Here is a 21,756-nt window from a genome sequence, read left to right as displayed (position 1 = left end):
GTTGCGATGAAAGCCTTTTATGCCGCCATGCCAAGCCATACACGTGGCCTTCTGATTGCCCTAGGTGGCGTGTTGTTGGTGAGCTTTGATGCGCTCATGGTGCGGTTGGCAGCCGCACCGCATTGGGATATCGTTTTTTGGCGTGGCTGGTTAATTTGCCTAACGCTAGCCTTGTGGATGTTGGTTAACCGGCAAAGTTTTACTCTGCCAACACGTGTGCGAGATCGCTGGCTAATTATTGCCACCATTATTTTACTCTCAGGTAATACCACGCTATTTGTTTTGTCCGTGGCCAATACGGCTGCCGCCAATACCGTGGTTATTTTGGCCGCATCGCCGTTTTTTGCGGCCTTATTTTCACGGGTCTTTTTACGAGAGCCGGTTCGGCCCCGAACCTGGGCAGCAATTTTTGCCGCCGTGGCCGGCGTTTTAGTGGTGTTTGGCGGTGGGCTGCAGGGCGGCACCGGCATTGGAGACTTTTATGCGCTGCTACTTGCGATCTGTTTGGGCGCGCATCTCACCATTTTGCGTCGATTTCCGGCCGTACCGAGACTGCCATTAATCTGTTTAAGTGGCGCAGTGGCTGGGCTGATGGCCATTCCGTTTGCCAGCCCATTTGCGCTGAGTTTACAAAGCTATGCGGTGGTAGGCGTGATGGGTATTGTGCAAATGCCCTTGGCGATGTTGATGATCGCAGCGGCCACACGGTATATCTCCTCACCTGAGGTTAGCCTGTGCTTGTTGGTAGAGACCGTGCTGGGGCCCATTTGGGTATGGTGGCTGTTAAGTGAGGCAGTACCAGAGCTTACCTTTATTGGTGGCGGTGTAATTTTACTCACGGTGGCCATTCACGGCTGGCTGGGCTTGCGGGAGTCAAGAGCATGAATCCTTCACACAATCACGACCCCTACGCCTGGTTGCGAGATGCAAACTGGCGAGAGGCGATGCAGGATCCGCAGCAATTAGACCCGGCAATTCGAGCCTTTTTAGAAGCAGAAAACGACTACGCCAACAGCGTGATGGAATCGGTAGAGCCCTTACGCAAAGCGCTTGTAAAAGAGTTGCGCGGCCGCTTGCGAGAAGACGATAGCAGTGTGCCATCGCCGGATGGGCCTTGGCTTTATTACACCCGATATCGCGAAGGCGGACAGCAGCCGTTGGTATGTCGCCGCCCCATAGATTCGCCAGCCGACGCCGATGAGCAATTATTACTTGATGGAGATGCCGAAGCAGCCGGCAGTGACTACTTTCGCCTTGGCAGTGCGGTACATAGCCCAAACCATCGCTATTTGGTGTACGCGGTTGACCGGGTGGGTGCTGAGGCGTTTGTGCTGCATATTCGAGACTTACAAACCGGCAAAGATCTTCCCGAGCAGATTGAAGATGCCCGGGGCGATGTGGCTTGGGCCAGTGACTCTGCCCAGTTTCTCTACACCCGTATTGATGAGGAATATCGCCCGCGATGGGTTTATCGGCATTGCCTAGGTGCGCCAGCCAGCGATGACCGGCTGGTGTATACCGAAGCGGACCCTGGGTTTTTCTTGAGCGTTGAGCCAACGGAGAGTGGTCGCTTTTTGTTGATCGACAGCCACGATCACACCACCTCAGAGGTGCGCTGGCTAGAGGCAGCACGCCCAGATATGGCGCCACGAGTGATTGCTCCGCGTGAACGCGATGTAGAGTATTCCGTGAGCGACTCCGGCTCAGAGTGGTTAATTTTAACCAACGCGAATGGCGCTGAAGATTTTTGTATTTGCCGGGCGCCGATTGGTGCAACTACGCGAGCAGACTGGCAGCCGTGGATTGATCATGAGCCTGGGCGGTTAATTGAGAGCATGTTGGTTTTTGAGCATTGGTTGGTTAGAGAAGAGCTGACCGAGGCTACGCCAAGGATTGTGGTTCGCTCTTTAGTCAGTGGCAATGAGCATGTCATTGACGATGATGAGATTTGTGTTGAGCTAGGGCTTGTGCCCGGTTTTGAATATGCCACCGATACGTTGCGTTTTGTGCGCAGTAGTTTTACCCGCCCTGCAGAGGTTTACGACTACGCGATGGATACGCGTGAGCGGGTGCTCCGCAAACAGCAGGTGATTCCCTCAGGGCATACAGCTTCGGATTATGTAAGTCAGCGCATTCAAGCACCTGCGCCCGATGGCGAGCAGGTGCCTGTGTCGTTGTTTTATCATCGAAACCATCCGCCGAGCGCAGATTCGCCATTACTCCTCTATGTTTATGGCGCGTATGGCATTAGCGAGCTGCCGGGGTTTTCACCCAATCGTTTATCGCTTGTGGATCGGGGGTTTGTTTATGCCATTGCGCATGTTCGTGGTGGGCGTGAGCGCGGTTATCGTTGGTATCGAGAAGGGCGTGGGCGGTTAAAAGAGAATACGTTTAACGACACCATTGCGGCGGCTGAGGCACTGGTTGCCCAAGGCTACACCGGCGCTGGAAGGATAACCCTACATGGGGGTAGCGCAGGTGGGATGGTGGTTGGGGCAGTGCTTAACCGCCGCCCAGAGCTTTTTCATGCCGCCGTTGCCGATGTGCCGTTTGTGGACTGCCTGAATACGATGCTCGATGACAGCCTTCCGCTGACCCCACCCGAATGGCCGGAGTGGGGTAATCCGCTATTGGATGCCACTGATTACGCCACCATTGCCGCGTATTCTCCGTACGACAACATTAAGGCCCAGACCTACCCCACGATGCTGGTAACCGCTGGTGTGTCTGACCCACGGGTAACCTATTGGGAGCCAGCAAAATGGGTGGCCCGATTGCGTGCCGAAAGCCAAAGCCCCAACGAGATATTACTGCGCACCAATATGAGTGCAGGGCACGGTGGGGCTGCTGGGCGGTTTGAGTATCTTGAAGAGGTGGCGTATCGCTACGCGTTTTTACTGCGTGCCTACCAAATTAAATCATCCGGCACTGGATGATCGGGATAAGCGGCCTCATCACTAGACTGATCGGTTGGGCTCCAGGCAATTAAAAAATCCGCTCGGGCGCGAATTTTTTCGACAAGCTCAACGGGAATTAACCGATAACGCCCCCGCGTACGGGCAATTGCTAGCTTGCCATCGGCAAGCTGCTGGCGCTGCTCAGCCGACACATAAATCGGCCGAATGCGGTCTTTATGCGTAAAGTTAAACCGCACATCGCCCCCATGCTCAATTTCCGCATCGATCACCATTTGCCGAGCCGCATGTTCATCGGCTGCGCGTTGCTGCTCTTCTTGGCGCCGTCGATTTAAGGTGCGATCGCGTGCTCGCTGATCGGCTTCTTTTTGTGCAGCAGCAGAGCGCGCGGCGTCTTGCTCGGTATCTGCCTCGCCTCGGCGGCGTTTCTGCCGCTTTTGGGTTTTGACTTTACGCAGGTCTTGCTCCTTGGCAAGCCCGGCTTTTAGCAGCTGATCGCGTAAGCTATCACTCATGTAGATTCCGCTCTTAAGTCGTTGCCGCGGGACGGCGTTGTACTAGGGCAACGCCCATTACAACCACCGCCAACCCGAGCAGTGCGCTGGGGCCCAATTGCTCGCCAAAGAATAACCATGCTAGCAAAACCGTAAATGGTGGTGCGAGATAAAAAAGACTGGCAACGCGTGAGGCATCGCCTCGACGTATTAACGTGTAGAGCAGGCCAATGGCCCCCACCGATAACACCAACACTAACCAGGCCAGTGCAAAGATCAGCTCGCCCGTCCACTCAATGGTTTGGGTTTCAAGCAATAATGCGGCAGGAATGAGTACGATGGCGCTGGCGGCAAACTGAATGGCGCCGCCACTGCGTAAATCGGCATGCGAGCAAAAGCGCTTTTGGTACAAGGTGCCTAGCGTGATGCCAATTAATGCAAATAAGCTGGCGGCGAGTGTGCCAGCGGTGATGATGCCGCCCTCGATACGACCCGATATCACAAAGATAACGCCGAGTAAGCCGAGGATAAGGCCAAGCCATTGCCAGCGGGTAACCTGCTCGCCAAGTAAAGGCCCCACTAAAGTGGCCGTTAGCAGCGGCTGCAGAGCCACCAAAATAGCCGTAACCCCCGCCGCTTGGCCTAAATTAATAGCAATAAAAACGCCGCTTAAATAAGTGGCATGCACTAACAGCCCGGCAATGGCGATATGCAATGCCATGCGTAGCGATTCAGGCCAAGATGCGCGTGTAACCAGCGCAATGACGGCTAATAGGCTGGCAGCAATAACCATACGAATGGCGAGCAGCGTTAACGGCTCGATGTACGGGTCTGCCAAGCGAGCACCGATAAAACCGGTGCTCCAAAGCAAAACAAAGGCGCCTGGCAGCGCTGAGCGATGCAAGGCAATCGCCTTTAGTAAGCTTGGTCGAGAATGCGTTGACGCAGGTCGTCATGCTCCTCGCGATTAATCAGGCCGCGATCTAACAAGGCATCAATTTCTTCAAGCCGTGTGGTTAGCGAATCTTCTATTGACGGTGCGGAGGCAGCTGCTTCAGGCGTATCGGGCAGGTGTGCATAACCGGTGCCATTCATACGAAATACTTGCATGCTGCAGTCGCCCCGCTCTTCTAATGGCCCAATACCATTAATGCGAAGATGATCTGCCCCATCTTGTGCGGCTTTTTCACGCAGTTCGTTTAACGCCGCATCAAATGCCGCTTGACGCCCTGGCACGGTGCGGCAATTGGCTGCCCGCGCGCTATTGTATAGGCCGGTTTGCTGCGCTGTTAGTTCCGGTAAGTCTGTGCTGACCACTACCGAGCTTGGGTCTACGGATTCAGCATTAACGACTCTTCCGCCACCCATAAAATCGAGCGTTGGCACCGACCCACCACAAGCACTAAGTGCCAGTACGATTGGAGCCCCAAAGAGTAGTGGTTGAATTTTCATGTGAACCCTCTTCATTTTTACTAGGTCGGATTATACACCAACACAGAATGAGTACCGGTGTGGTACTTTATTGGTCAATAAACATCAACAAGGAGATTTGCTATGGCGTTTACTTTGCCTGAGCTGACTTATGATTACGATGCGCTGGATCGTGCGATTGATCCGATGACAATGGAAATCCACCATACCAAGCATCACAACACCTATGTTACCAAGCTCAACGACGCAATCGCCGGCACCGCGCATGAGGGTGAGGCGCTTGAGTCACTTCTCAAGCAGGTCTCCGGTTTGCCTGCGGCTGTGCGTAATAATGGCGGTGGGCATTACAACCACTCATTATTTTGGAAGATGCTATCACCCAATGGCGGCGGCGCTCCCACCGGTGCGGTAGCCAGTGCCATCGATTCGGCCTTTGGCAGTTTTGATGCTTTCCAAGAGCAGTTTACTAATGCGGCCCTAGGTCGATTTGGCTCAGGTTGGGCCTGGTTAATCGCCACTCCGCAGGGTGTCAAAGTCACCTCTACTCCCAATCAAGATAACCCGATTATGGATGTGGCCGAAGACAAGGGCGCACCCATTTTGGGCCTAGATGTTTGGGAGCATGCCTACTACCTGCGCTATCAGAATCGCCGGCCCGACTATGTGGCGGCATTTTGGGAAGTCGTTAACTGGGATGAGGTTAATCGGCTTTTGGCAGACGCGGGCTAAAGCGCGTTAGATCGTTCCAAAGATCTGCTGCTAGTAAGAGGTCTGCATCTGGTGGGTGCAGGCCTATTCTTAACCCTTGAGATGCGGCCCAGCGGCGATTAGCCGCGTTGCTGGTGCGTAATGCCAGTGCGCGGAGGGCGTTATCCGCCTCATAACCCAGCAGCGCACGATAATCCCGCCGCCCTGTTTTAATGGTTAAAATTCCGCGTAGTGTTTCTACCGCTTCAAAAGGTTGCTCTGTTAGGCGCCGAGTAGGCAGATTGCCCAGTGCCCAGGCGGGTGGCACATACAAGGTTGGCGCAGGCAGGCCCTGATCAGCAAACCAGCCATGGCAGCGGCGCATGAGGGCTAAGATGCCATTTGCATCCAGTGCTAAATGCTCGGCCACATCGCGCGAAATAAGTGCGCTGTGCAGACGGTGCCACCATCCCCCAAACTGCTCAACATGATGCGTCCAACCATGGCCGGCTAGCGGATGGCCTTGTGCTGACCAGCTTTTAAGTTGGTCAATTTGCTCGGCAGACCAGTCTGCATGCGGCACCACAAGCAATGTGGCGGGCGGCCAACCCAATGCGCGGGTTTTCTCAATTAGCTGACTGACCGCTGTCAGGTGCCGTGGCATCACATCATGAATGCTCAGCATGATATTCATGTGCGGGGCGCTCCATTCAATAGCTCAACCCACTCATCAATGCAGCGTTGCGTCATCTGCTTTGCCGCTTCACGGCCTTGCTCTGCGCGTATGCCCAGCGTGTCTGCGGGTGTTTTGAGAATTTCTTGCAGTGCTGTGGTAACTGATTGTTGAGGCGCCATCACCCACAGGGCGTCTTTAAACTCTGGCCAATCGGCAATACCGCAACCGGCAGAGACAAGCGTGATACGCGCCCGGCTTAACGCCTCAAGCGCAACCGTACCAAAGGCTTCTACCTCTGAGGGCAATACCAAGATGTCAGCCGCATCGAGTGTGGGGATAAGCGCGCTGCGCTCCATCCAGCCGAGATAATGCACATTGGCTTGCGCCGTGGCGGCGGCTTGAACGGTATCGCGCAAAGGGCCATCGCCAGCAATCGTAAACTGCAGGTCGGGCAGTTGCCGAGCGGCCTCCAACACCGCTTCGATATTTTTTTCGGCCGACAGCCTGCCAATAAATAGCACTTTTTGTGGGGGTGTGGTTGGCGGCTTTGGTATCGTGTCTAAAAACCGATGTGGCACCGGCGTGCCCACCGTAGCAACCGCCTTGGCCTGGAGAGACGCGGCAAGCTGCTGCATTTGCGCTGAGTTGCTTACCACCACATCACTGCGACGAATAATAAAGCGATTAATTCGGGCCATAAAAAACCGATTGACCCGCCGAAGGACAGGGCCCCAGTACATTTCGGCAAGCGCTTCATAGTCGGTATGCAGACCAAAAATGACCTTTGCGCCTAATCGTTTACCCGCCCAAGCTGCCAAAATGCCAAAGGGCCCCGGCGCGGAAATAACCACCGCATGCGGGTTAAGGCTATGTAAATACCGCCAAAACGCAAAGGGTGAGGGTAGCTTAAGTTTTTGGGTGTCGTCTCCGGGTAGCGCGAGCGACAGCCAAATTGGCATGGGGTGGGCCTCTGCCCCTGGGCTGATTAGCGAGACGTGAGTGACTCGGCCGGTAAGATAAGCAGCAATATCGCTGTAATAGGCGCCAACGCCATTGCGCTCTGGCGGTGAGTCGCAAATCAGTGCCACGCGTAGCGGCATCTGGGGCGGGTTGCGCTCGGCAACGGGCTGAGGATGTTGCTGCGCAAAATCAAAATCATCGGCAATATCGCCAAACTGAGATTGAATGGTTGATTCGTTTAAGCCTTGCCCGGCCAATGTATGTTTGTGGTTTGAGCGATGCGTGCGCGCGCGCTGTTCGGCTTGCTCTAAATAGTCTTGAAATTCGGGTGACAGCGGCAGGTCGAGATGTTGGTATGCGGTTTTTAGCGAGGCCGACAGATTTTGGCGTTGTGCATTAAGTGGCAAATAGATTGCCCGATCTGGCGCGGATTGCGCCAATGTATCGAGTAGGCTGCGATACGCCCGATGCAATTGATTAAGCATGCGCTCTTGTAAATAAGCGGTTTGGCGCTGTCCATGTAAAAGCTCGAGTGCCGGCAGCAGGCTGGAGAGTTGCGAAGACACAACCGCCTCTGGCTCTCTTAAACAGGCGATTAGGCGGGCATCTGGAAAAGCGTCTGACAGACAGCCGGCCAAGGTGGCAAAGCTGGCATTTTTGGCTAAATATCGCCCGGCAGCAGGCCCGTGAAAATACAGATGCCGCTGAATGGCACGTCGATATCGCCGCATGAGGCGTTGTTGCTCGGCTCGGCTGAGCAGGGCATCGCCTGAGCCAATGCGCCAGAGCCGCTCCCACCGCGGAAAGACCACAATCAAAATAAAGGCAGATAGATGCGGCAAAAGGGTTAGGTAATCTTCTTCTGGCGCACGCGCTTTAAGTGGATGGGCGCCGGTGAGCGGTTCGATGGCTCTGCGATGTATCCAGCGGGCAAAACGCATGAGCGGGGCGCCGAGCTTACGGTCAGTACGTACAAGTCCGCGCAGCAAAAAGCGGTGGCTAACAGCAGGGGCAAGAAGACACTCCCAGGCACGCATTGTTGTAAATTGCGCATCTTTGGCCAGTGTTTCGTGCAATGCGGTGGTTCCACTTCTTGGAACACCAATAATAAAGACGGGGGCTTTGATCTTGACCGATCGATACCCCCGAAAAATGACTTCATCAATTAACAAGCCGAGCCAGTACCAGGCAAGCATCACCGGCAATAGGATAAAAATAACGGCGATGCGTAATGCCATGGTATAGGACTGCTAACGTTAGTCTCGGCGAATACGATCCGCTTTGTCGAAGTGGCTTGCTAGGGCCCGGTCGAGTTTGCCGGCTGCCCGATGGGCTGCTGTGTAGGCGTCTTCTTCCAGTGCATCAGCAACGATGGGATCTGCCCCGCGAGGATGGGCTTCTAGTAAGCAGCGAATATCTCGCCCGCCTTTTTGCGCATTTTCATCTTTGAAATGCGCTTCAATGCGCGTGAGTCGCTCACCATGTTTGCGCTCAACCGGCTCAAGCTTGCTTTGCAGATGCTCACGCAGTGCATCAGATAGGTGAATACCATCGCCCGGGTTAATTAATAAATTCATTCGCTTAAAGTCCTTCTAGTTCGTCAAGTGCCGCTGAAAAGCCACGCAGTGAAATGGGCAGCGCAACACCACGCCCTTGTGGGTCAGCGATGACCACGGCTGCCTCCATGCCGCTGCGCATGGCACTAACCGTTTCTTCATCTAACGCAACGTCGGCTCGGCAGCCCGAGTCGATGCAAATCTGAATGGGGAAGCTGACCGGTTCTCGATCTTCCACACGCAGCTGCCCGCCCGGTGGCAAGCGTATGCCAAGCGGTAAGCTCATTAGTGCCACAAGCTCGCTTTCGCCCGGCGGATAGCCGATGACCATCTCTAAAACGGTTTGCCCGCTTTCTTGTTCGCTAACCTGCTGATACATCTCGCAGAGGTCTTCTGCACCAAAGGCATCGGGGTCAGCAGGGCCACAACGGACAACCCAGTCGTCAAACGTGCCGCGCACTTCGGGCTCGGGTAACGGCTCATCCATGGGCTCGTCTAGCGATTGAGCGTTGACGCTGGAAGCACCCATTAGCACGAGTGCCAGTGTGAAAAGCAGATTTTTTAACACGGTATGCGCATCCTTTCTTTTGCCAAAGTTAACTGTCTTCGGGTTCATACCCGAGGTTGGGCGCAAGCCATCGTTCTACTTCACGTCGACTCATGCCTTTGCGTGTAGCGTAATCCTCAACCTGATCGCGGTAAATGCGTCCTAACCCAAAATAGCGACTGTCGGGGTGGCCAAAGTACCAACCCGACACGGCAGCCGTTGGGTACATGGCGCGACTTTCGGTCAGTTTTAGGCCAATGCGGTTATCAACATCTAACAGCTGCCACAGTAAATCCTTCTCGGTGTGATCAGGGCAGGCGGGGTAACCCGGTGCTGGCCGAATGCCTTTGTAAGCCTCGGCAATCAGCTCAGCATTATCCAAGTCTTCATCGGCGGCATAGCCCCATATCTCACGCCGTACTTTGGTATGCAGCATTTCAGCGAAGGCCTCCGCCAGTCGATCTGCCAGCGCCTTGAGCATAATGGCGTTGTAGTCGTCATTGTCTGCCTCAAATTCGGCAACCGGTGCGTCAATCCCAATGCCCGTTGTTACGGCAAAGGCCCCCATCCAATCGGGCTTTTGCGTGTCTATAGGCGCCACAAAGTCGGCCAAAGACTGATTGGGCCGGCCTTCGGGCTTTTCGTTTTGTTGACGCAGATGGTGCAGCGTTATTAGCTCTTCGGTGCGATTTTCATCGGTATACAGCACCGTGTCATCACCTACCGCGTTGGCCGGGAATAAGCCACAGACACCACGAGCGGTTAGCCAGCGCTCTTTAACAATGCGCGCTAGCATTGCTTTTGCATCGTCCAATAACTTACGCGCCTCTTCGCCAACTACCTCGTCATCTAAAATCTTAGGGTAAGACCCAGCGAGTTCCCAGGCGTGAAAGAACGGGCTCCAGTCAATATACGGCACTAGCTCTTCTAGCGCTGGCTCTAGCACATGAATGCCGGGTTGATTGGGCCGGGTGGGTGTCCATGCCGACCAGTCTATGGGGGTTCGATTGGCTTGGGCTTGCTCTAGGCTGATCCATTTTTGGCGTTTTTGCCGGCTGGCATGCTGCGTGCGAACCCGCTCGTAGTCTTCAAGAATGCTTGCCACAAAGTCGCTACGTCGCGTATCACTCACCAAATTGCTGGCTACGCCTACGGCACGGGAGGCATCTTTGACGTAAATGGTTTCTGCGCTGTATTGCGGCGCAATTTTGACCGCTGTGTGCACCCGAGAGGTGGTAGCGCCCCCAATCAGTAGTGGGAGCTTTAGCCCGCGGCGTTCCATTTCTTTAGCCACATTAACCATTTCGTCGAGTGAGGGCGTGATGAGCCCTGATAGTCCAATAATATCAGCGCGATGTTCAATGGCGGCATCAAGAATTTTTTCGGCAGGTACCATGACCCCCATATCGGTCACGGCAAAGTTATTGCATTGCAGAATTACTCCCACAATGTTTTTGCCGATATCGTGCACATCGCCCTTGACCGTTGCTAAGAGAATACGTCCGGCAGGTTCATCATCGGTGTTGCCTGAGAGGGCTTTTTCTTCTTCGATATACGGCAGCAGATAGGCCACGGCTTTTTTCATAACGCGCGCCGATTTGACCACCTGGGGCAGGAACATTTTGCCCTCGCCAAACAAATCGCCCACCACATTCATGCCATCCATGAGCGGGCCTTCTATTACCTCTATGGGGCGATCAAACTGCTGGCGTGCCTCCTCAACATCGTCATCGACATATTCAGCAATACCTTTAACCAGTGCGTGCTCTAAGCGCTTTGCAACCGGTTGTTCGCGCCAAGATAAGTCTTCCTCTCGGCGCTTCATGCCCTGGCCTTTGTAGCGTTCTGCTAAATCAAGCAGTCGCTCTGTGGCATCTTCACGGCGCGCCAAGATGACATCTTCAACGTGTTCGCGAAGCTCTGGGTCAATATCGTCATACACCTCCAGTTGGCTGGCATTGACGATTGCCATATCGAGGCCTTCGCGAATGGCGTGGTATAAAAATACCGAATGCATGGCTTCACGCACCGCGTTATTGCCACGAAATGAAAATGAGATATTCGATAAGCCACCGCTGACTTTGGCATGCGGCAGGTTTTCTTTGATCCAGCGCGTGGCGGCAATGAAGTCCACGGCGTAGCGATCATGTTCGGGTATGCCGGTGGCAACGGGGAAGATGTTGGGGTCAAAAATAATATCTTCTGGCGGGAAGTCGAGCGTATCCACCAGCAAGCGATAGGCTCGCTCGCAAATTTGAATGCGCCGCTCATACGTATCGGCCTGACCTTGCTCGTCAAACGCCATAATAACAACTGCGGCCCCATGGCGGCGGAGCTCACCCGCTTGCTTAAGGAAGGGGGCTTCACCTTCTTTAAGCGAGATGGAATTTACAACGGATTTGCCCTGCACCGATTTAAGGCCAATTTCGATGGCTTCCCACTTAGAAGAATCGATCATCACCGGTACGCGTGCGATGTCTGGCTCTGCAGAGACAAGGCGTAAAAACCGCTCCATCGCAGCGGACGCATCGAGCATCCCCTCGTCCATGTTGACATCGATCATCTGCGCGCCGCCTTCAACCTGCTCGCGCGCCACGTCTAAAGCCGTGTCGTAGTCTTCTTCTTTGATCAGTCGTTTAAAGCGGGCTGAGCCCGTGACGTTAGTGCGCTCACCAATATTCACAAATAGCGATGAGGCACTGATATTAAACGGCTCAAGCCCTGAGAGTTTCATGGCGGTTTCAGGGGTGGGGATGGGCCGCGGTGGCAATCCATCGACCATTTTAGCTAAGGCGCGAATGTGCGCGGGCGTGGTGCCACAACACCCACCGATAATGTTCACAAACCCACTTTCTGCAAATTCACGCATGATTTTGGCCATAAATTCGGCAGAGTGATCGTACTCACCAAACTCGTTTGGCAGCCCGGCATTGGGGTAAATGGTGACGAAGGTGTCTGCCACTCGACTGATTTCTTGCACAAATGGCCGCATCAAATCAGCACCCAGCGCGCAGTTGAGCCCTACCGTAAAGGGGCGGGCATGCCGGATGGAGTTCCAAAATGCTTCGGTTGTCTGGCCGGATAATGTGCGCCCTGAGGCATCGGTGATGGTGCCAGAGATCATGACCGGCCAGCGCTCACCGCGCTCTTCAAACAGCGTTTCTAATGCATAAATGGCGGCTTTTGCGTTGAGCGTATCGAAAATGGTTTCAACCAGCAGCAAATCGGCACCGCCCTCGATAAGCCCTTCGGCGGCCTCTCGATAGGTTTCGACCAACTCATCAAAGGTGACGTTGCGTTTACCGGGGTCGTTAACATCGGGCGAAATAGACGCGGTGCGATTGGTGGGGCCGATGGCGCCAGCAACTAACCTTGGGCGACTGGGGTCGGTGGCTTCAAACTCGTCGCAGGCTTGGCGGGCCAGTTGTGCGGCAGCCACGTTAATTTCTCGGGCCAGTGGCTCAAGACCATAGTCGGCTTGGGCAATTTGCGTGGCTGAGAACGTATTGGTTTCAAGAATATCGGCACCAGCGGCCAGATTTTCGCGGTGGATGTCTAGAATGATGTCTGGCCGCGTTAGCACCAGCAGGTCGTTGTTGCCTTTGAGGTCGCGCGGATGATCAGCAAATCGCTTACCGCGAAAATCTGCCTCCTCCAGTGCATAGGACTGAATCATCGTCCCCATTGCACAATCGAGCAGGGCAATTCGCTCGGCAAGAATTTGGCGCAATCGATCGATTCGCGCTGACATGGACTAAACTCCGATCTTGGTTAAATTCAGCCCACCATTCTATCCTGATGCGCAAAACCGTACTACCGTAGCGGGGCTTAGACGTCCATAATGCAAACATGAGTCATTATTTGAGCAAAGCAGCGGCTTATTTGTTGGCCATTTGGCATTTGCATCAGCCGCCGTTAGCCAGCGCATCCGCTTTAGAGCGCGCGCGCTGGTGCCGGGATCATTGCGGGCAGTTTGCCGCAAGGTGGTTTGCCTTTGGTGCTGCACTGTGGCTGTTGTTCACAACGCCATTTGTATCAAGCCCAGTGCTGGCGTTTCTGGGGCTATTTGGTCTGGCAATGGGCATGTGGCACATCACATGGCAAATTGTTGCCCAAAAAAAGGCGGGCCTACCGCCGATTGATAAGCCGGTCGATTTTCCTAAGGATGATGATTTCAGCTAAACACGATGGTGCGATTTCGATAGACCAGCGTTTTGCGCTGCAGATGGGCTAAAACCCCCCGCGCTAGCACCAGCTTTTCAAGATCACGCCCTTTGCGCACCAGCGTTTCAATAGAGTCTCGATGTGAAATTGGGGTAACGTCTTGCTCGATAATCGGCCCGGCATCGAGCTCAGCGGTTACGTAATGACTGGTGGCTCCAATTACCTTAACGCCGCGGGCATGCGCCGCATGATAGGGCTTGGCACCGGCAAAGGCAGGCAAAAATGAGTGATGGATGTTAATAATCCGCTCAGGATAGGCCTCAATCATTTGTGGGCTAATGACCTGCATGTAACGTGCAAGTACGATCAAGTCGACATCATGTTCAGCCAGTAGCTCAAGCTCTTTAGCTTCTTGCTCAATTTTGTTTTCCGCCGTAATGGGGAAGCAGAAATAGGGCAAGCCAAACTGCTCAGCAACGGGGCGCATATCTTCGTGGTTGCTGATGATTAACGGAATATCAATATCCCACTCGTCTGATTGCCAGCGCGCCAGCAGGTCATGAAAACAATGCGCAAGCTTAGAAACAAAAATAGCCACTCGTGGGCGCGCGCTATGCTGATGCAATTGCCATGACATCCCGCTTGGCTCGGCAATTTGTGACTCAAAAGCAGGGCCAATTTCATCGGGGGATAGGGCAAAGCCGTTGAGCTCCCAATTGACCCGCATAAAAAACATGCCCTCTGCGCGGTCAACATGCTGCTCAAGGTCGATCACATTACCGCCATTTTCCGCAATAAATCGGGTGACTTTAGCCACCAGGCCTTGCTGGTCTTTGCAGTGCATTAGAAGCGTTGCGGTGGTCATGCGGTTTACCCTGCCAAGCGTCGATATTTAATACGGTGCGGGTTCAGTGCTTCATCGCCCAAGCGCTTGCGCCGATCTGCTTCGTATTCCTGATAATTGCCCTCGAACCAAGTGACCTGACTATCGCCCTCAAACGCCAAAATATGCGTGGCGATACGATCCAAGAACCAGCGATCATGTGAAATAACCAATGCGGAGCCTGGGAAAACTAACAGGGCTTCTTCAAGCGCGCGCAGCGTTTCGACATCAAGATCATTAGTGGGCTCATCGAGTAGTAAAAGGTTGCCACCCCGCTGGAGAAGCTTGGCAAGATGAACGCGATTACGCTCACCACCTGACAAATCACCAATGCGCTTTTGCTGATCTTGGCCTTTAAAGTTAAACCGCCCGCAATACGCGCGAGAGGGCATCTCAAACTTGCCGACTTGAAGAATGTCATGCCCGCCAGAGATCTCTTCCCACACCGTTTTGCTGTCATCTAGGTGATCACGGCTTTGATCGACATAGGCTAAATCTACCGTTTCGCCGCGGCGCAAATTGCCCTCGTCAGGCTGCTCTTGGTCGACCAGCATACGAAAGAGGGTGGTTTTACCCGCACCATTAGGGCCGATAATGCCCACAATGCCGCCAGGCGGAATGGCGAATGACAGGTCATCAACCAGCAGGGTATCGCCAAATCCTTTGCGAATATGTTCGGCTTCGATAACCACATTACCTAGCCGTGGACCAGGCGGAATGTAGATTTCGTTAGTTTCGTTACGCTCCTGAAACTCGCGTGACTGCAGCTCATCAAACTGCTTTAAGCGCGCCTTACTTTTAGACTGCCGCCCCTTGGGGTTAGAGCGTACCCACTCTAGCTCAGCCTGCATGGCTTTGCGGTGCGAGGCCTGCTCGCGGGCCTCTTGCGCTAGGCGCTGATCTTTTTGCTCGAGCCAAGAGGAGTAATTGCCCTCCCAGGGAATGCCATGCCCGCGATCAAGCTCAAGAATCCAGCCCGCCACGTTATCAAGGAAGTAGCGATCATGCGTAACCGCCACCACGGTGCCTGGAAATTCGGCAAGAAACCGCTCGAGCCAAGCGACCGATTCGGCATCTAAGTGGTTAGTTGGCTCGTCGAGTAACAGCATGTCGGGGTTGGAGAGCAGCAGCCGGCAAAGCGCCACGCGGCGTTTTTCACCGCCAGAAAGTTTGCTGACATCCGCATCCCAAGCAGGCAGGCGTAATGCCTCTGCGGCTTGGTCAAGCTTGCGCTCTAGGTCCCAAGCATCGGCAGCGTCAATCTTATCCTGCAACTTGGCTTGATCAGCCATTAATGCTTCAAAATCGGCATCTGGCTCGGCAAACTTGGCCGATATCTCATTAAACGCATCGAGCAGTGCCTTGGTTTCGGCAACGCCTTCTTCTACGTTGCCGCGCACATCTTTGTTGGCATCAAGCTCTGGCTCCTGCGCCAAGTAACCGATTTTGGTGCCAGCTTGCGGGCGCGCTTCCCCTTCAATATCTGTATCGATCCCCGCCATAATGCGCAGTAGCGTGGACTTACCAGAGCCATTCAGCCCCAGCACGCCAATTTTGGCCCCGGGAAAGAATGATAAGGAAATGTCTTTTAGTATATGTTTTTTGGGCGGGACGACTTTGCCGACCCGGTTCATTGTGTAGATATATTGTGCCATTCGCGTAGTTTACGGTGTCAGCGGGTGGGATTGAAGTTGTTGGCTGGGTTTTTTTAAGGGGAGGCAGCTAAATGGGAGACGCGTTTGCCGGCGCGGCCTGGTTAGTTCTTGCTGGTGACGCGGTGTTGCTCGGCATTGTGCAGCTGTCTCTGCAGGTCAGTCTGTCGGCTGTGTTTTTTGCCAGTTTGCTGGCGCTGCCCGTGGGTGCGGCGATTGCGCTGTATCACTTTCCGGGGCGGGGTGCCGTGATTGTTTTGCTTAATGCACTCATGGGGTTACCCCCCGTAGTGGCAGGTCTGTTGGTGTATTTAATGCTCTCGCGCGCGGGGCCGTTAGGCTCGCTGGGCTTGCTGTTTACGCCCGCGGCCATGGTGGTGGTGCAGGCATTATTAATCTTTCCTATTGTGGCGGCGCTTACCCGGCAGATGGTGAGTGATTTGTGGGATGAGTATCACGAGCAGCTCACCTCGTTGGGAACGAGCCGTTTGCGCGCCATTCCCACTTTGTTGTGGGATGGTCGATTTAGTCTGGTCACCACTTTGCTTGCTGGCTTTGGTCGTGCAACGGCTGAGGTTGGCGCCGTGTTGATTGTGGGAGGCAACATTGCCGGCGTGACCCGCGTGATGACAACCTCAATTGCGCTGGAAACCAGTAAGGGAAACCTTGAGCTTGCCCTTGCTCTAGGCGCTATTTTGATGACGCTCACGCTACTGATTAATGCGATGGCATTTGGCGTGGGCGAGCTGGCAAAAAGGCGGTACGAATAGTGGGTGTTCCACAAAAGACGCTGCCGATTGTATTTGAGGGCGTTACCTTTGCACCCTCGGGGGTGAGTTTACTGGGGCCGCTGGATTTTCAGCTCAACGCGGGCCAGCGCACCGTGATTGTTGGCCCAAACGGCGCAGGCAAAAGTCTTTTGCTGCGCCTTTGCCATGGGCTGCTTAAACCCACTGCCGGGCAGATTCGCTGTGGCGACGGGGCTGAAGCGAAAAGCCCTGAATATACGGCGGTGCGGCAACGGCAGGCGATGGTTTTTCAGCGCCCCATTTTGCTGCGACGCTCGGTGTGGGCAAATGCCCTCTACTCACTAAAACTTCGCGGTATACCAAAGGATCAGGCGCGTGTTGAAACTACAGCTGCTTTGTCTCTATTTGGCTTAGAGGCATTGGCAAAGCGGTCTGCCCGGCATCTTTCGGGTGGTGAGCAACAGCGGCTTGCGTTGGCGCGGGCTTGGGTTTTAAAGCCCGAGGTGCTGTTTTTAGACGAACCTACCTCTGCTCTAGACCCCGATGCCACGGTGGCAGTTGAGGCGGCGATTGATCAATTTCATGCCAACGGCAGTAAAGTGGTGATGGTAACGCACAGCGTAAGCCAAGCGCGCCGAATGGCGGATGAGTGTCTTTTACTTGAACGCGGGCAGATAGTTAAAAAAGGCCCAGTGGCAGAGGTTTTGTAGCGTGAGGCGGCGTATTTTAGGGGCGCTTGTGGGTCTTTTTTTAGCAGCTTCGGTGCCCGCCGACGATCAGAAATTTATTACCTTAGCGTCAACCACATCAACCGAGCATTCGGGGCTTTTTGAATTTATTGTGCCCATTTTTCAAGCGCAAACGGGTATTTCGGTGCGGGTTGTGGCCGTGGGTACCGGCCAGGCGTTGGCGATTGGCTGTAATGGTGATGCAGACGCAGTGCTTGTACATGCGCCGGCTGCAGAGCAGCAGTTTGTTGCAGACGGTTGTGGCATTGATCGCCGGGCAGTGATGTTTAACGATTTTGTGGTGGTAGGGCCAAAGGATGACCCCGCCGGGGTGCTAGGGGCAGACACTGTGGCAGAGGGTTTTGAGCGGATTGCTCAGGCTAAGGCGCCTTTTGCTTCTCGCGGTGATGACAGTGGTACCCATAAAAAAGAATTATTGCTCTGGGCTGACGTGGGTATTAAACCGACTGGCGCCTGGTATCGGGAATTGGGTGCCGGCATGGGCGCTGCATTGAACACCGCAGCAGCGATGCAAGCGTATACCCTAGCGGATCGTGCAACCTGGCTGAGCTTTTCAAACCGGCAAGGCCTGAGTATTGTTTTTCAGGGCGATCAGGCCCTGCATAACCCATATAGCAGCATCTTAGTGAATCCCAATCGGCACCCGGTAAAGGTTGACCTAGCAAGGGTGTGGCATGACTGGCTGGTAAGTGAGGCAGGGCAAACCGCAATTTCACAATACCAACTCAATGGTCATCAACTGTTCACACCAAACTGAATCCGCTATAATTTACGGTCTTTTCAGTACAGTTTTACTAAGGGGATAGCCAATGTTTCCGAGCAGCATGTCCGTTGCCGGGTTCGATGTCGAATTAGCCGAAGCGGTTGCCAACGAGCGCCGCCGGCAAGAAGCGCATATCGAGCTAATTGCCTCAGAGAACTACGCCAGCCCGCGCGTTTTAGAAATGCAGGGCAGCGTGCTGACCAATAAATACGCAGAAGGTTATCCTGGCAAACGCTACTACGGCGGTTGTGAATTTGTTGATGTGGCTGAGCAGCTGGCTATTGACCGGGCAAAAGCCCTATTCGGCGCAGCTTATGCCAATGTGCAGCCACATTCTGGCTCAGGGGCCAACTTAGCCGTGTTTATGGCCTTGGCAAAGCCGGGCGATACGTTGCTGGGCTTGAGTCTTGATCATGGCGGGCATTTAACGCACGGCGCGGCCCCCAATTTCTCCGGCAAACTGTACAACGCCGTGCAGTATGGCGTGACTTCGTCAACAGGCGAAATTGACTATGAAGAAGTTGAACGCCTTGCGCTTGAGCACAAGCCCAAAATTATTGTTGCAGGGTTTTCTGCCTATTCGCGGGTTATCGATTGGGCGCGTTTTAGGGCAATTGCGGATGCGGCCGGTGCTTGGTTAGTGGCTGATATGGCCCATGTGGCTGGCTTGGTGGCAGCCGGCGTTTATCCAAGCCCGGTGCCGCATGCTGATGTGGTCACAACCACCACTCACAAAAGCTTGCGGGGCCCGCGGGGCGGATTAATCCTAGCCCGCGAAAATCCTGATGTAACCAAAAAGCTGCAATCATTGATTTTCCCGGGTACGCAGGGCGGCCCGTTAATGCATGTTATTGCGGCCAAGGCCGTTGCCTTTTTAGAAGCGCAGGATCCAACGTTTAAGGCCTACCAAGAGCAGGTGATTAAAAACGCGCAGGCAATGGCCGCGGCAGTAATGGAGCGCGGTTACAAGGTCGTATCGGGTGGTACCGATAACCATCTGTTCTTAATGGACCTAATCGACAAAGGTTTAACCGGAAAAGCGGCAGATGCTGCGCTTGAAGATGCGCATATCACCGTCAATAAAAATACGGTGCCTAACGATCCGCAGTCACCCTTTGTGACCTCTGGCTTGCGCATCGGTACGCCGGCCATCACCACCCGCGGCTTTACGGAAGCAGAGAGCGCTGCCTTGGGCCACTGGATTTGCGATGTGCTCGATAACATCGACAATCCGGCGGTGATTGCCGAGGTGCGTAACCGAGTCACCGAAGTGTGTGGGCGCTTTCCAGTTTACGAGGCCTTGCAAGGGCAGTAACCGATATGCGTTGTCCTTTTTGTCAGGCCGATGATACCCGGGTTGTAGACTCTCGGCTGGCGGGTGAGGGCGATCAGGTTAGGCGGCGGCGCGAATGCACCGCCTGTGGAGAACGTTTTACGACGTACGAGGCAGCAGAGCTGGTAATGCCGCGCGTGGTTAAGCGTGATGGCACGCGGGTTTTATTTGATGATGCCAAATTGCGCACGGGCATGCTGCGCGCCCTAGAAAAACGCCCGGTTCCAACCGAGGTGGTAGAACAGGCGTTAGGTCGTATTCGGCAGCGTCTTCGCGCCTTTGGCGAGGGTGAAGTTCAGGCGAGTTTGCTCGGTGAATGGGTCATGCAAGAGCTCAGTGAGCTTGATCAGGTGGCCTACGTGCGCTTTGCCTCTGTTTACCGAAGCTTTCAGGATGTGAGCGCCTTTCGCGAGGTAATCGAAGGCCTCGAACATAGCAAATCATCGCCGCCCACCGATGATTCGGGGCGTTTGTGAGCGATTTTAGCGCGGAAGATCATGCCTGGATGGCTCAAGCCCTTGCGCTTGCGGCCCGGGGCATGTGCACAACCGATCCAAACCCACGGGTGGGTTGTGTGCTGGTGCGAGATGGGCAAAAGCTAGCTGAGGCCTGGCATCATCGCGCGGGTGAGCCGCATGCCGAAGTGTTGGCTATTGCGGCAGCGGGTGGTGATACCACCGGCGCCACCGCTTATGTGAGCCTAGAGCCATGTTGCCATTATGGTCGCACGCCCCCTTGCGCCGATGCCCTAATTGAAGCGGGTTTAGCAAGAGTGGTGGTGGCGGCTACAGACCCCAACCCTCGCGTGGGTGGGCGCGGGCTCGAGCGCTTGCGTGAAGCCGGTGTAGCGGTTGCGTTTGGGCTGTTGTCTGAGCAATCAGAGCAATTAAATCCCGGGTTTTTTAGACGGATGCGTGCCGGGTTGCCTTATGTGCGGGCCAAACTGGCGGCCAGCTTAGATGGCAGAACGGCAATGGCCTCTGGTGAAAGCCGATGGATTACCGGTGCGGCGGCGCGGGCAGATGTGCATCGTCTGCGGGCGCAGAGCAGTGCCATTGTGACTGGGGTTGATACCGTTTTAGCAGACGACCCTCAGCTAACCGTGCGTGATTTTACTGGCGATTTTTTGCCGCCGCGCCGGGTCATTATCGACTCGCAGCTCAGAACGCCACCGAGTGCAGGCATGTTAAGCGACCAGCAGGGCGTGACGATTATTCACGGTGGCACGATGCCGGGGCGTGAACCGGCATTAGTCAATGCAGGCGCAGAGCTGTGGGAGGCCACGCTGGAAGATAACGGTCATGTTGGCCCCACCGGTGTGCTGGAGGCGCTAGCCGCTGTAGAGACAAACGAGGTTCTTCTGGAGGCCGGTGCCAGATTGACGGGTGCCTGGGTACAGGCGGGCCGCGTTGATGAATTGATTATTTATTTGGCGCCGCACCTAATGGGTAACGAGGGGCGTCCGCTCCTTGAGCTGACGGGGCTTGAGCAAATGGCAGATCGCCTGCCATTAAAAATGTTAGATCAGCGAATGGTGGGCGATGATCTTCGATTAACCCTGCGGGTTGGCGATCGAGAAGAGGGCTAGACATGTTTACCGGCATCATTCAAACCATGGGCACGCTGATTGATACACAGGCGGTAGGCGGTGATCGGCGGCTACGGTTTAAAGCGCCCGACCTTAATTTAAGTACGGTTAACGCAGGCGATAGCATTGCTGTGAATGGCTGTTGTTTAACCGCGATTGATATTGATGACGACTCTTTTGCTGCCGATGTGTCTATCGAATCGTTGGAGCGCACCACGCTCGGTACGCTAAAGCCGGGGCAGGGTGTGAACTTAGAGACTTCACTAACCCTGTCAACGCCGCTTGGCGGGCATTTGGTTAGTGGGCATATTGATGGTGTGGGCCAAGTGATTAGCCGAGAGCCTGCGGGGCGCTCAGAGCGATGGGTTTTTGCCGTGCCTGCAGAACTGGCACATTACATTGCCGTTAAGGGTTCTGTGGCCGTTGATGGCATCAGTTTGACGGTTAATGAGGTAGATGGGCCGCAGTTTGCGGTTAACATCGTGCCGCATACCGCAGCGGTTACCAATTTAGGTCAGCGCCAAGTGGGTGAGCCCGTCAATATAGAAGTCGATTTAATTGCAAGATACCTCGAGCGTTTGCTCGACCGGGCGTAAGGGGCCCGCAGCA

At 54.5% G+C, this 21,756-nt stretch carries 21 protein-coding genes; 11 read left to right on the top strand and 10 right to left on the bottom strand.

Going from position 1 to position 21,756, the window contains the following annotated elements:
- Positions 1–6: 6 nt before the first annotated feature.
- Together GH984_RS04090 and GH984_RS04085 are read left to right on the top strand one after the other, a co-directional pair.
- The gene (locus tag GH984_RS04090; RefSeq protein ID WP_253939114.1) at positions 7–885 is read left to right on the top strand and encodes a DMT family transporter; all 879 of its coding nucleotides are present in this window, start codon (positions 7–9) and stop codon (positions 883–885) included.
- Positions 882–2,936, top strand: a complete 2,055-nt coding sequence (locus GH984_RS04085; RefSeq protein WP_153718936.1) for a S9 family peptidase — start codon at positions 882–884, stop codon at positions 2,934–2,936. Before GH984_RS04090 ends, GH984_RS04085 begins: the two co-directional genes overlap by 4 nt.
- Here GH984_RS04085 and GH984_RS04080 read toward each other — a convergent pair.
- The 3 genes from GH984_RS04080 to GH984_RS04070 are packed head-to-tail and all read right to left on the bottom strand — an operon-like array spanning position 2,906 to position 4,861.
- Positions 2,906–3,430 (bottom strand): DUF2058 domain-containing protein, encoded by a 525-nt coding sequence (locus GH984_RS04080; protein WP_153718935.1) that lies wholly within the window; start codon positions 3,428–3,430, stop codon positions 2,906–2,908. The genes GH984_RS04085 and GH984_RS04080 overlap by 31 nt on opposite strands.
- 13 nt (positions 3,431–3,443) lie before the next feature.
- Positions 3,444–4,313 (bottom strand): DMT family transporter, encoded by an 870-nt coding sequence (locus GH984_RS04075; RefSeq protein WP_216643617.1) that lies wholly within the window; start codon positions 4,311–4,313, stop codon positions 3,444–3,446.
- An 11-nt stretch (positions 4,314–4,324) separates the two neighbouring features.
- Complete coding sequence (locus GH984_RS04070) at positions 4,325–4,861, bottom strand: SHOCT domain-containing protein (protein ID WP_153718934.1); 537 nt, start codon at positions 4,859–4,861, stop codon at positions 4,325–4,327.
- Positions 4,862–4,963: 102 nt separating this feature from the next.
- Between GH984_RS04070 and GH984_RS04065 the strand changes: the two genes are divergently transcribed.
- Positions 4,964–5,569: a superoxide dismutase gene (locus GH984_RS04065; protein WP_153718933.1), complete on the top strand. Its 606-nt coding sequence runs from the start codon at positions 4,964–4,966 to the stop codon at positions 5,567–5,569.
- On the opposite strand, the gene GH984_RS04060 is transcribed toward GH984_RS04065, so the two are convergent.
- The 5 genes from GH984_RS04060 to metH are packed head-to-tail and all read right to left on the bottom strand — an operon-like array spanning position 5,541 to position 13,017.
- A complete protein-coding gene (locus tag GH984_RS04060; protein WP_153718932.1) occupies positions 5,541–6,221 on the bottom strand; it encodes a polysaccharide deacetylase family protein in 681 nt (226 codons plus the stop codon). The two genes, GH984_RS04065 and GH984_RS04060, sit on opposite strands and share 29 nt — an antisense overlap.
- Positions 6,218–8,401: a glycosyltransferase gene (locus GH984_RS04055; protein WP_153718931.1), complete on the bottom strand. Its 2,184-nt coding sequence runs from the start codon at positions 8,399–8,401 to the stop codon at positions 6,218–6,220. Before GH984_RS04055 ends, GH984_RS04060 begins: the two co-directional genes overlap by 4 nt.
- A gap of 18 nt (positions 8,402–8,419) precedes the next feature.
- A complete protein-coding gene (locus GH984_RS04050; protein ID WP_153718930.1) occupies positions 8,420–8,740 on the bottom strand; it encodes an HPF/RaiA family ribosome-associated protein in 321 nt (106 codons plus the stop codon).
- Between the two features lie 4 nt (positions 8,741–8,744).
- Positions 8,745–9,287 (bottom strand): invasion associated locus B family protein, encoded by a 543-nt coding sequence (locus tag GH984_RS04045; RefSeq protein ID WP_172973162.1) that lies wholly within the window; start codon positions 9,285–9,287, stop codon positions 8,745–8,747.
- Positions 9,288–9,315: 28 nt separating this feature from the next.
- Entirely contained in the window at positions 9,316–13,017 is a 3,702-nt protein-coding gene (metH, locus tag GH984_RS04040) for a methionine synthase (RefSeq protein WP_153718928.1), read from the bottom strand.
- Positions 13,018–13,115: 98 nt separating this feature from the next.
- Between metH and GH984_RS04035 the strand changes: the two genes are divergently transcribed.
- Positions 13,116–13,448, top strand: a complete 333-nt coding sequence (locus GH984_RS04035) for a hypothetical protein (protein WP_153718927.1) — start codon at positions 13,116–13,118, stop codon at positions 13,446–13,448.
- Here GH984_RS04035 and purU read toward each other — a convergent pair.
- Positions 13,441–14,295 carry a formyltetrahydrofolate deformylase gene (purU, locus tag GH984_RS04030; protein WP_153718926.1) on the bottom strand — a complete coding sequence of 285 codons (855 nt, stop codon included), beginning with the start codon at positions 14,293–14,295 and terminating at the stop codon, positions 13,441–13,443. The genes GH984_RS04035 and purU overlap by 8 nt on opposite strands.
- A 5-nt stretch (positions 14,296–14,300) precedes the next feature.
- Entirely contained in the window at positions 14,301–15,968 is a 1,668-nt protein-coding gene (gene ettA, locus GH984_RS04025) for an energy-dependent translational throttle protein EttA (RefSeq protein WP_153718925.1), read from the bottom strand.
- Between the two features lie 71 nt (positions 15,969–16,039).
- Here ettA and GH984_RS04020 point away from each other — a divergent pair, with 71 nt between their 5' ends.
- Genes GH984_RS04020 through GH984_RS03990 form a run of 7 tightly spaced genes read left to right on the top strand, consistent with a single transcriptional unit; the run spans position 16,040 to position 21,743 of the window.
- Positions 16,040–16,735, top strand: a complete 696-nt coding sequence (locus GH984_RS04020; RefSeq protein WP_153718924.1) for an ABC transporter permease — start codon at positions 16,040–16,042, stop codon at positions 16,733–16,735.
- Complete coding sequence (locus GH984_RS04015; protein WP_369691931.1) at positions 16,735–17,424, top strand: energy-coupling factor ABC transporter ATP-binding protein; 690 nt, start codon at positions 16,735–16,737, stop codon at positions 17,422–17,424. The genes GH984_RS04020 and GH984_RS04015 overlap by 1 nt, the downstream gene beginning before the upstream one ends.
- Position 17,425: 1 nt before the next feature.
- Complete coding sequence (locus tag GH984_RS04010) at positions 17,426–18,220, top strand: ABC transporter substrate-binding protein (protein WP_369691930.1); 795 nt, start codon at positions 17,426–17,428, stop codon at positions 18,218–18,220.
- 52 nt (positions 18,221–18,272) lie between these two features.
- Complete coding sequence (gene glyA / locus GH984_RS04005; RefSeq protein ID WP_153718923.1) at positions 18,273–19,541, top strand: serine hydroxymethyltransferase; 1,269 nt, start codon at positions 18,273–18,275, stop codon at positions 19,539–19,541.
- A gap of 5 nt (positions 19,542–19,546) precedes the next feature.
- Positions 19,547–20,035 carry a transcriptional regulator NrdR gene (gene nrdR, locus GH984_RS04000; RefSeq protein ID WP_153718922.1) on the top strand — a complete coding sequence of 163 codons (489 nt, stop codon included), beginning with the start codon at positions 19,547–19,549 and terminating at the stop codon, positions 20,033–20,035.
- Positions 20,032–21,147: a bifunctional diaminohydroxyphosphoribosylaminopyrimidine deaminase/5-amino-6-(5-phosphoribosylamino)uracil reductase RibD gene (gene ribD / locus GH984_RS03995; RefSeq protein ID WP_369691929.1), complete on the top strand. Its 1,116-nt coding sequence runs from the start codon at positions 20,032–20,034 to the stop codon at positions 21,145–21,147. The genes nrdR and ribD overlap by 4 nt, the downstream gene beginning before the upstream one ends.
- A gap of 2 nt (positions 21,148–21,149) precedes the next feature.
- Positions 21,150–21,743 (top strand): riboflavin synthase, encoded by a 594-nt coding sequence (locus tag GH984_RS03990; protein ID WP_153718921.1) that lies wholly within the window; start codon positions 21,150–21,152, stop codon positions 21,741–21,743.
- Positions 21,744–21,756: the final 13 nt, after the last annotated feature.

Origin of the sequence: Spiribacter salilacus, assembly GCF_009649225.1 — a bacterium.
Lineage (GTDB): Bacteria > Pseudomonadota > Gammaproteobacteria > Nitrococcales > Nitrococcaceae > Spiribacter > Spiribacter salilacus.
This window is presented reverse-complemented; position numbering and strand designations above follow the sequence as displayed.

Excerpts from the sequence above, each read along its gene's own strand:
- GH984_RS04090 (WP_253939114.1), top strand. The coding sequence starts at position 7 with ATGAAAGCCTTTTATGCCGCCATGCCAAGCCATACACGTGGCCTTCTG.
- GH984_RS04085 (WP_153718936.1), top strand. The coding sequence starts at position 882 with ATGAATCCTTCACACAATCACGACCCCTACGCCTGGTTGCGAGATGCA.
- GH984_RS04080 (WP_153718935.1), bottom strand. The coding sequence starts at position 3,430 with ATGAGTGATAGCTTACGCGATCAGCTGCTAAAAGCCGGGCTTGCCAAG.
- GH984_RS04070 (WP_153718934.1), bottom strand. The coding sequence starts at position 4,861 with ATGAAAATTCAACCACTACTCTTTGGGGCTCCAATCGTACTGGCACTT.
- GH984_RS04065 (WP_153718933.1), top strand. The coding sequence starts at position 4,964 with ATGGCGTTTACTTTGCCTGAGCTGACTTATGATTACGATGCGCTGGAT.
- GH984_RS04060 (WP_153718932.1), bottom strand. The coding sequence starts at position 6,221 with ATGAATATCATGCTGAGCATTCATGATGTGATGCCACGGCACCTGACA.
- GH984_RS04055 (WP_153718931.1), bottom strand. The coding sequence starts at position 8,401 with ATGGCATTACGCATCGCCGTTATTTTTATCCTATTGCCGGTGATGCTT.
- GH984_RS04050 (WP_153718930.1), bottom strand. The coding sequence starts at position 8,740 with ATGAATTTATTAATTAACCCGGGCGATGGTATTCACCTATCTGATGCA.
- metH (WP_153718928.1), bottom strand. The coding sequence starts at position 13,017 with ATGTCAGCGCGAATCGATCGATTGCGCCAAATTCTTGCCGAGCGAATT.
- GH984_RS04035 (WP_153718927.1), top strand. The coding sequence starts at position 13,116 with ATGAGTCATTATTTGAGCAAAGCAGCGGCTTATTTGTTGGCCATTTGG.
- purU (WP_153718926.1), bottom strand. The coding sequence starts at position 14,295 with ATGACCACCGCAACGCTTCTAATGCACTGCAAAGACCAGCAAGGCCTG.
- ettA (WP_153718925.1), bottom strand. The coding sequence starts at position 15,968 with ATGGCACAATATATCTACACAATGAACCGGGTCGGCAAAGTCGTCCCG.
- GH984_RS04020 (WP_153718924.1), top strand. The coding sequence starts at position 16,040 with ATGGGAGACGCGTTTGCCGGCGCGGCCTGGTTAGTTCTTGCTGGTGAC.
- glyA (WP_153718923.1), top strand. The coding sequence starts at position 18,273 with ATGTTTCCGAGCAGCATGTCCGTTGCCGGGTTCGATGTCGAATTAGCC.
- nrdR (WP_153718922.1), top strand. The coding sequence starts at position 19,547 with ATGCGTTGTCCTTTTTGTCAGGCCGATGATACCCGGGTTGTAGACTCT.
- GH984_RS03990 (WP_153718921.1), top strand. The coding sequence starts at position 21,150 with ATGTTTACCGGCATCATTCAAACCATGGGCACGCTGATTGATACACAG.